The 6,618-nt window shown below is 47.7% G+C and carries 8 protein-coding genes; 5 read left to right on the top strand and 3 right to left on the bottom strand.

What is annotated here, in order from left to right:
- Positions 1-48: 48 nt before the first annotated feature.
- On the top strand, positions 49-735 hold the full coding sequence (locus tag C8U37_RS13745; protein ID WP_108033779.1) for a CBS domain-containing protein: 687 nt from the start codon (positions 49-51) through the stop codon (positions 733-735).
- A 301-nt stretch (positions 736-1,036) separates the two neighbouring features.
- Here C8U37_RS13745 and C8U37_RS13740 read toward each other — a convergent pair whose 3' ends face one another.
- Entirely contained in the window at positions 1,037-2,476 is a 1,440-nt protein-coding gene (locus C8U37_RS13740; protein WP_108033778.1) for a SulP family inorganic anion transporter, read from the bottom strand.
- A gap of 230 nt (positions 2,477-2,706) precedes the next feature.
- Between C8U37_RS13740 and C8U37_RS13735 the strand changes: the two genes are divergently transcribed.
- Positions 2,707-3,000, top strand: a complete 294-nt coding sequence (locus C8U37_RS13735; RefSeq protein WP_086943324.1) for a helix-turn-helix domain-containing protein — start codon at positions 2,707-2,709, stop codon at positions 2,998-3,000.
- Positions 3,001-3,199: 199 nt separating this feature from the next.
- Here C8U37_RS13735 and C8U37_RS13730 read toward each other — a convergent pair whose 3' ends face one another.
- Positions 3,200-4,003 (bottom strand): Cof-type HAD-IIB family hydrolase, encoded by an 804-nt coding sequence (locus C8U37_RS13730; protein ID WP_108033777.1) that lies wholly within the window; start codon positions 4,001-4,003, stop codon positions 3,200-3,202.
- 202 nt (positions 4,004-4,205) lie between these two features.
- Between C8U37_RS13730 and C8U37_RS13725 the strand changes: the two genes are divergently transcribed.
- Entirely contained in the window at positions 4,206-4,448 is a 243-nt protein-coding gene (locus tag C8U37_RS13725) for a hypothetical protein (RefSeq protein WP_108033776.1), read from the top strand.
- 14 nt (positions 4,449-4,462) lie between these two features.
- A complete protein-coding gene (locus C8U37_RS13720; protein WP_146161839.1) occupies positions 4,463-4,783 on the top strand; it encodes a hypothetical protein in 321 nt (106 codons plus the stop codon).
- Here the strand turns inward: C8U37_RS13720 and corA are convergent, their stop codons facing one another.
- A complete protein-coding gene (corA, locus tag C8U37_RS13715) occupies positions 4,784-5,737 on the bottom strand; it encodes a magnesium/cobalt transporter CorA (protein ID WP_108033774.1) in 954 nt (317 codons plus the stop codon).
- 422 nt (positions 5,738-6,159) lie between these two features.
- Here corA and C8U37_RS13710 point away from each other — a divergent pair, with 422 nt between their 5' ends.
- The gene (locus C8U37_RS13710; RefSeq protein WP_108033783.1) at positions 6,160-6,558 is read left to right on the top strand and encodes a MerR family transcriptional regulator; all 399 of its coding nucleotides are present in this window, start codon (positions 6,160-6,162) and stop codon (positions 6,556-6,558) included.
- Positions 6,559-6,618 lie beyond the last annotated feature (60 nt).

The raw sequence follows: 6,618 nt of genomic DNA, 5'->3' as shown, positions 1-6,618 counted from the left end.
GTTAGAATAGAGGCATAATGAGAGCGACAGGAGAGAGGGTGAAGGCGATTGAATGACAATAATGAAGCGTTTCTGGGTTATTTCAATGACATCGAAAGTTTCTTCAACAAGGAATACAAACCCAACCGCGGGAAATCTTACTACAGCTTTTACGAGTTGGTGGAAAATGCTTCGCGCTATGACAGCTATGTGAAACGGAAAAGGGATGACTTCCAGATATTGGGGGATCTGCGGAATTTCCTGAGCCATGGAAATCAGGGTGATCTTGTGCTCGCCAACGAGGAGTCTCTGAATATGATCAAAGCGATCCACGAACAACTGTTGAAGCCGAAGACGGCTTTCGATATCAAGTCGGACGATGTGAAATTTTTCAAGGAAACGACACCGCTATCCGCGGTCCTTGAAACGATCCGGAACACCGATCTGACCCAATTCCCGATCAAGGACGGAAACGGCAAAGTGATTGGACTGTTGACGGAGAACGGCATCACGCACTGGCTATCCCAACATGCGCACGAGGCGACCATTTCGATCGGCGGAACGCTGGCGCGGGATATTCTTGTATTGGACGAGAACAAAAATAATTTTGCCTTCGTCAAAAAAGACGCAACCATCTATGAAGCCGAAGCGCAGTTCGACAACCAAAAGATTGATGCGCTCCTGGTCACGCACAGCGGCAAAAATACCGAAAACCTGCTCGGCATCATCACCCGCTTCGACTTGGTGGAAGTTTAGAGACAGGAAATAATTCAGAAAAAATAGCGACAGGCTACCTCGATGCGAGGCAGCCTGCCGCTATTTTGCGTGTAGTCATGCATCCTGCTGCTGGTCGGAGGAGAGCGCCGGAATGCGTGCGCAGCTCCGGTGAAGGGTCCGCTCACCGGAGAACTCCGGTAATTTTCGGCCTCACTTCCGATGAAGCCGCGCTCATCGGAGAACACAAGCAGAATGCTGGCTGAACTCCGGCGAAGCCTCCGTTCGCCGGAGGAGAACGACGAAAAGAGGCTACCTCAAGTGAGGCAGCCCAAGTATTTGTCTATTTTTTAGTGTGGATCGAAACGCGTTTGAAAAGAGCGGAACTTTGCGGATTCGCACCGGTGAAGGTCGTCTTGACGCCGCGTTTTTTGTTGCGGGTGATGAGCTTATCAATCGCTTCGACAGCGGTGGAATCCCATAAAGTCATGGCGCTGATGTCGATGACCACTTCCTCTTCATGCTCGATTTCTTCGGCGAAAAAGTCGAGGAATTTTTCGGCGGAAGCGAAGTACAGATGGCCGTCCACTTTGTAGTGATGGTCATCATCGGCAGTGCCGGCTTCGACTTGCAGATGGGCCATTTTGAAAGCAGCGAAGACGGCACTGACTAAGGTGCCGGCTACGACACCGTAAGCCAGGTTATGGGTCCCGATAACGATGGCGACAGTGAGGATCATCGCGAAGCTTTCGTTTTTAGGGTTGGTGCGCAGGCGTTTGATCGAGTCCCAGTTGATCGTCTCAAAGGAAACGACTACCATGACGGCTGCCAAAGCGATAATAGGGATCTGGACGACGGCGCCGTTCAGAAGCACAACGGACGATAACATGAAGAATCCAGAAAGGAAAGTCGCCAGACGGCCGATGCCGCCGTAATTCAAGTTGATGATCGTCTGACCGATCATACCGCAACCGGCGATGCCGCCGAAGAAACCGGAAACGACATTTCCCAGACCTTGGCTCAAGGTTTCCTGATTTTTGTCGCTCTTGTCTTCTGTGATTTCATCGACCAATTGTGCGGTCAAAAGAGATTCAACCAGCCCGACGATGGCGACCGAAATCGCGGTAGGGAAAATGATCCGCAAAGTCTCCAGTGTCATGGGAACAGCCGGGATGCCGAAGCGCGGCAAATCGGTTGAAATGGAGCCCATATCGCCCAACATTTTCACATCCAAGCCCAAACCTAACACAAGTGCAGTGATGACGAAAATCGCAACGATAGGAGCAGGAATTTTTTTCGTGATTCGAGGGAACAGGAAAATGATTGCGATGCCCAACAGCCCCAGAATCGGTAAAATCAGACTGCCTTGGAAATGATCCAATTGTGAAGTGAACATCATGATCCCCAAACCGTTCACGAAACCGGTCATGACAGGCTTCGGAATGTAGCGCATCAGGGAACCGATTTTGAGGAACCCAAGGACGACCTGCAGGACACCTGCCAAGATCGTAGCGGCAAACAGATATTGGATTCCGTGGGTTGCCACCAGATGGGCCAATACCAGAGCCACCGATCCGGCAGCAGCCGAAATCATGCCTTTGCTGGCGCCGAAAAAGGCGGCAATGGCTGTGATGAAGAACGTGGCGTAGACCCCCACGATCGGTGGCACGCCTGCGACGATCATAAAGCCGATGACTTCAGGGAATAGAGCCAGACAGACGACGATACCGGCCAGAATATCCCCTTTGATATTACCGAACCATTCTTGTTTGTATGCTTGCATAAATACCTTCCTTCTTGAAAAATGTTGTTTATTTGATTTTCAAAATTATTAAACGTGCTTACAAAAATATATATTAACACATAAGTGAATCAAGCGGAATTAAAATTTATGCATAAGTGTATATTTTGAATGATAAGTTTAAAAAGAGTGGAAAAGCTTTAACTTTCAAACCACGGTGTGTTAGTATGTAAAAAGCAAAGTTGCATACACGAACAGAGGAGCGGATCAGGATGGAAGTAGGCAGTCGCATTCAGGAATTGCGCAAACTGAATAAAATCACGGCAAAAGAATTGGCTGAGCAGATCGACGTTTCACCTTCCTTCATTTCGGCCATCGAACATAATTCGACGAAATTGTCTCTTAAGACGCTCAACCATATCTGCGAGGTGCTTGGGGTCACATTGGCGGAATTCTTCAATTCGGAAATGAGCCCGGTAGAAAAGAAACTTACCGCTCAAATCAAAAAAATGCCGGAAGAGAAAAAGTATGAATTATTGGCCTTCTTGACAGGCTTGATTTCATAGCAAGAAAAGCGGAACGGGTTCTTTAAGGGCTAACCCGTGAAGCTAGCCATCTTTTTAGTTGCATGAAACATCTTGTAAACCTGGTAAACACCAACGGTGATGCACTTTTGGATTCAAAATAGTTTATACTTTCACAGCATAAGAAAAGGAAGATGCATCCGCTTCAATATGAGGCGGGGGGCATCTTCCTTTTTTTCGTTTATTCGATTTCAAGCAGCCGCTCGATCGCGTCCAGAACGCCTTCTTCGTTGTTCGAAAGGGCCCGGTATTTGGCGGATTTTTTGACGTCATCGGCTGCATTCGCCATCGCGAAACTGTAGGCCACATGCTGCAGCATTTCGATGTCGTTCCCGCTATCACCGAATGCGGCAGTCTCCTCATCGGAAATGCCCCATTGTTTCTGCAGCAGCTGGATGCCGGATGCTTTGTGCATCCCCGGAATGATCAGGTCGATGGAGCCATGGCCTGTCGACACAGGTGATACGACATCACCCGCTTCGCGTTTGAAGTGTTCCAAAAGAGCAGGAACTTCCTCTTCCGCGAATCCGGATGCAAACTTAAAGATGATGTCATCTATTTCGGAAAATGAATCCACACGCTTCAAGCGACGATAGAAGCGTTTCGTATTTTGGTAAAAGTGATCAGAAACGGAACTGTCGACGTAGGCACTGTTTTTACCACAGACGACCAATTTCGAATAGGCATCCAGTTCCTTGAAAATCCGGAGCACCTTATCAATCGTCTCCTGCGTCATCTCACCGACGGACAGCTCTTTGTTGCAGTCCACGACGAAAGCACCATTTTCCGCCACAAAAGCAAGTTCATCCTGTATGTCGGGAAAAAAAGAGCGCAACTGGTAGTATTGGTTTCCGCTGGCCACGACAAAGCGGATATCTTTTTCGAGCATGCGTGCGTACAAGGCATTGAAGCGGTCTTTGTTGTATTGCTTCCGGCTGTCCAGAAAAGTCCCGTCCATATCGACGGCGATCAGTTTGATGGGCATGGTGAATCTTCCTTTCGTCAGATGCAGAAACGTTCTGGCTGGAGCCGCCAGTTTTGAGCATCTGCTTCTATTTAGAACATCTTAACATGTTTCCTTACTATTCCAAAGAAGGAAAGAATGCCTTCAGCGGTTTTTCAGGGAAAGTAATGATTGACAAAGAGAACGTGTGTTCGTAAAATGGAATCAAAAGGATGTGACTGATATGGAAAATGGGATTTGCCTAAAAGGTTCGGTGGAAAAAATCAAAATTTTGAAACTGGAGGAAACGCCGCTGATCCGCTTCACGCTGACGGTGGACAAGGAAGAGAAGCAGAATTGCCTGATCCGTGCGCATGCGCTGAATTTCCTGTATCAGGTCATGGAAGGCAACGCAATCGTAATCTACGGCAGGAAGAACAAGCGCAATCAAGTCGTTGTAGAGAAATATCATGTGAATAAAAACTGACGGATGATGGGTAGGTGAGGGAAATGAGGGTGCTTCAAAGTGGGATTTGGAAGGGAAAGTTGGCTGTCGCCGATCTGTTGGAACGAAAAGGTTGCAATGAATTCACGCTGTTGGAGGACAAACTTTCCGTCGGTGGGCAACTTTTTGAAATTTGGTGGTACGTCTATGACGGCAACAACCATATTTTGGCCAAAAGTAAAAATCATCCAAACGCGCTTTATTTCTTTTTGCTGGAGCCAGGTGATTTGTTCGCGGTGAATGATTTCCGCATCTATCTGGAAACAGGGGAATTGACGTACCCTATCGCTACTTTTTACAAGAAAAACGGCCGATGATCAGAACCAGCCGTTTTTCTTGAACCAGCGATACATCGCCAGGCCGATTCCAAACATCAGGCCGATAGCCAAAAAATAGCCGTATTTCCAAGTCAATTCCGGCATGTGTTCGAAGTTCATCCCGTAGATGCCGGCAATCAACGTCAAAGGCGAGAAGATTGAGGTGATGATGGTGAGGACCTTCATCACATTGTTGGTCTGATGGGAGTTGAGTGATAGGTAGCTGTCGCGCATGTCGGTCGTCATCTCGCGGTTGGAAGTAATCATTTCGGAGACCTTCAGCAAGTCATCGTGGATATCAGAAAAATAACTCCGTCTTTTGCGGACGCCTTCCAAATGCTGGGAATTCAGCATCCGATAAAGCAGATCCCGCATCGGATTGACGGTCTGCAGCAGACCCAGCAGAAGATGCCGAGACTCCATCAGTTCAGGTATGAATCCGGCAGTCGTTTTGTTCAGGTTTTCCTCTTCAAGTTGAGCAAGCCGGTCTTCGATGTCGTGGATTAAAGGGAAATAATTATCCACAATCTGATCAAGTATTCTGTAAAAAATAAAGTACGGATCCCAGTTTTCGGCATTATGTTGAGCCAATAATTGATTCTGGATATAGGCCACTTCTTTTGAGTGGGCGAGCTGAAAAGTGACGATGAGTTTTTCACTGACAAAGAAATCCAATTCTTCTTTGAAGAGGTCTCTGCCTTCCTCACGAACATGATGCGTCACATAAAAGGTGTAATCTTCATAATAATCCAGCTTCGGACGCTGCAGTATTTGCAGGCAGTCTTCTATAGCAAGTGGATGGAAATGGAAGGTTTTCTCGAGATATTTCACTTCGGTTGGGCTAGGCTCATTGAAGTCGGCCCAGATCCATTTGTAGGATGACAGGTCAGTTGTATCCAAATCGATGCCTGTGTGGACGAGATTGTCAGCTGTGATGCCGGTAACTGTTATCATATAATTGCACCTTCTCCATTATGGTTTCAAATTTCATTATACGGGAAATGCATTGCCGATGCCATTATTGGGTCATTTAGCGGTCAGAAGCGGAGAAATATGCGATAATGGGAGCGAGAAGACAATCTGAACGGAGGATATCGGGGCCATCGAGGCTGATTTCATCAAAATAACGGTGCGCGATATGCAGGAACGCTGCGTCGATACGGCGGCGTTCATCACGGGCAGGTCAAATGATGAGGACGCGGTATCCCACACCATTCTGCAGTTGCTTGCGCTGCAAGGCTGACTATTTTTCCGAAGCGGGCTAGAGGTTCCTTAACCTACAATTTCCATTTGACTTGGAGTCCACTCCAGGGTGTAGGATATAACAGAGGATAACAAGCAGCTCAGGTTTGGATGCCGAAAGGATGGACGCGATGATGAACATAAAGAAAGCCAGTGAAGAGACGGGTGTATCCGCCGATACGATCCGTTACTACGAAAGGATCGGCCTGATTCCGCCGATAAAAAGGAATGAGAATGGGGTCCGTGAATTCGATGAAGAAGACTTGAGGTGGATCGTCTTCAGTCGCCAGATGCGCAATGCCGGGTTGTCGATCGAAGCCTTGATCGAATACCTTGCCCTGTTCCGCAGCGGGGAAGCGACCGTTCCGGCAAGGGTCGATCTGTTGGTTGAACAGCAGAATGGACTCCAGGAGCGGATTGATGTGATGCAGCAAGCGCTGGATCGGCTGAAATACAAGATCGCCAATTATGACAGCCATATGGTTCCGAGCGAAAGTAAGCTTAGGGATTTCGATGAGAACAAAACCGAATAGACGCACAACAGCTGTCCCAAAAGGAGACAGCTGTTGTTTTTTTTGATTTTCTCCGGCGAA

The sequence above is a fragment of the Trichococcus patagoniensis genome, from assembly GCF_003051085.1.
GTDB lineage: Bacteria > Bacillota > Bacilli > Lactobacillales > Aerococcaceae > Trichococcus > Trichococcus patagoniensis.
This window is presented reverse-complemented; position numbering and strand designations above follow the sequence as displayed.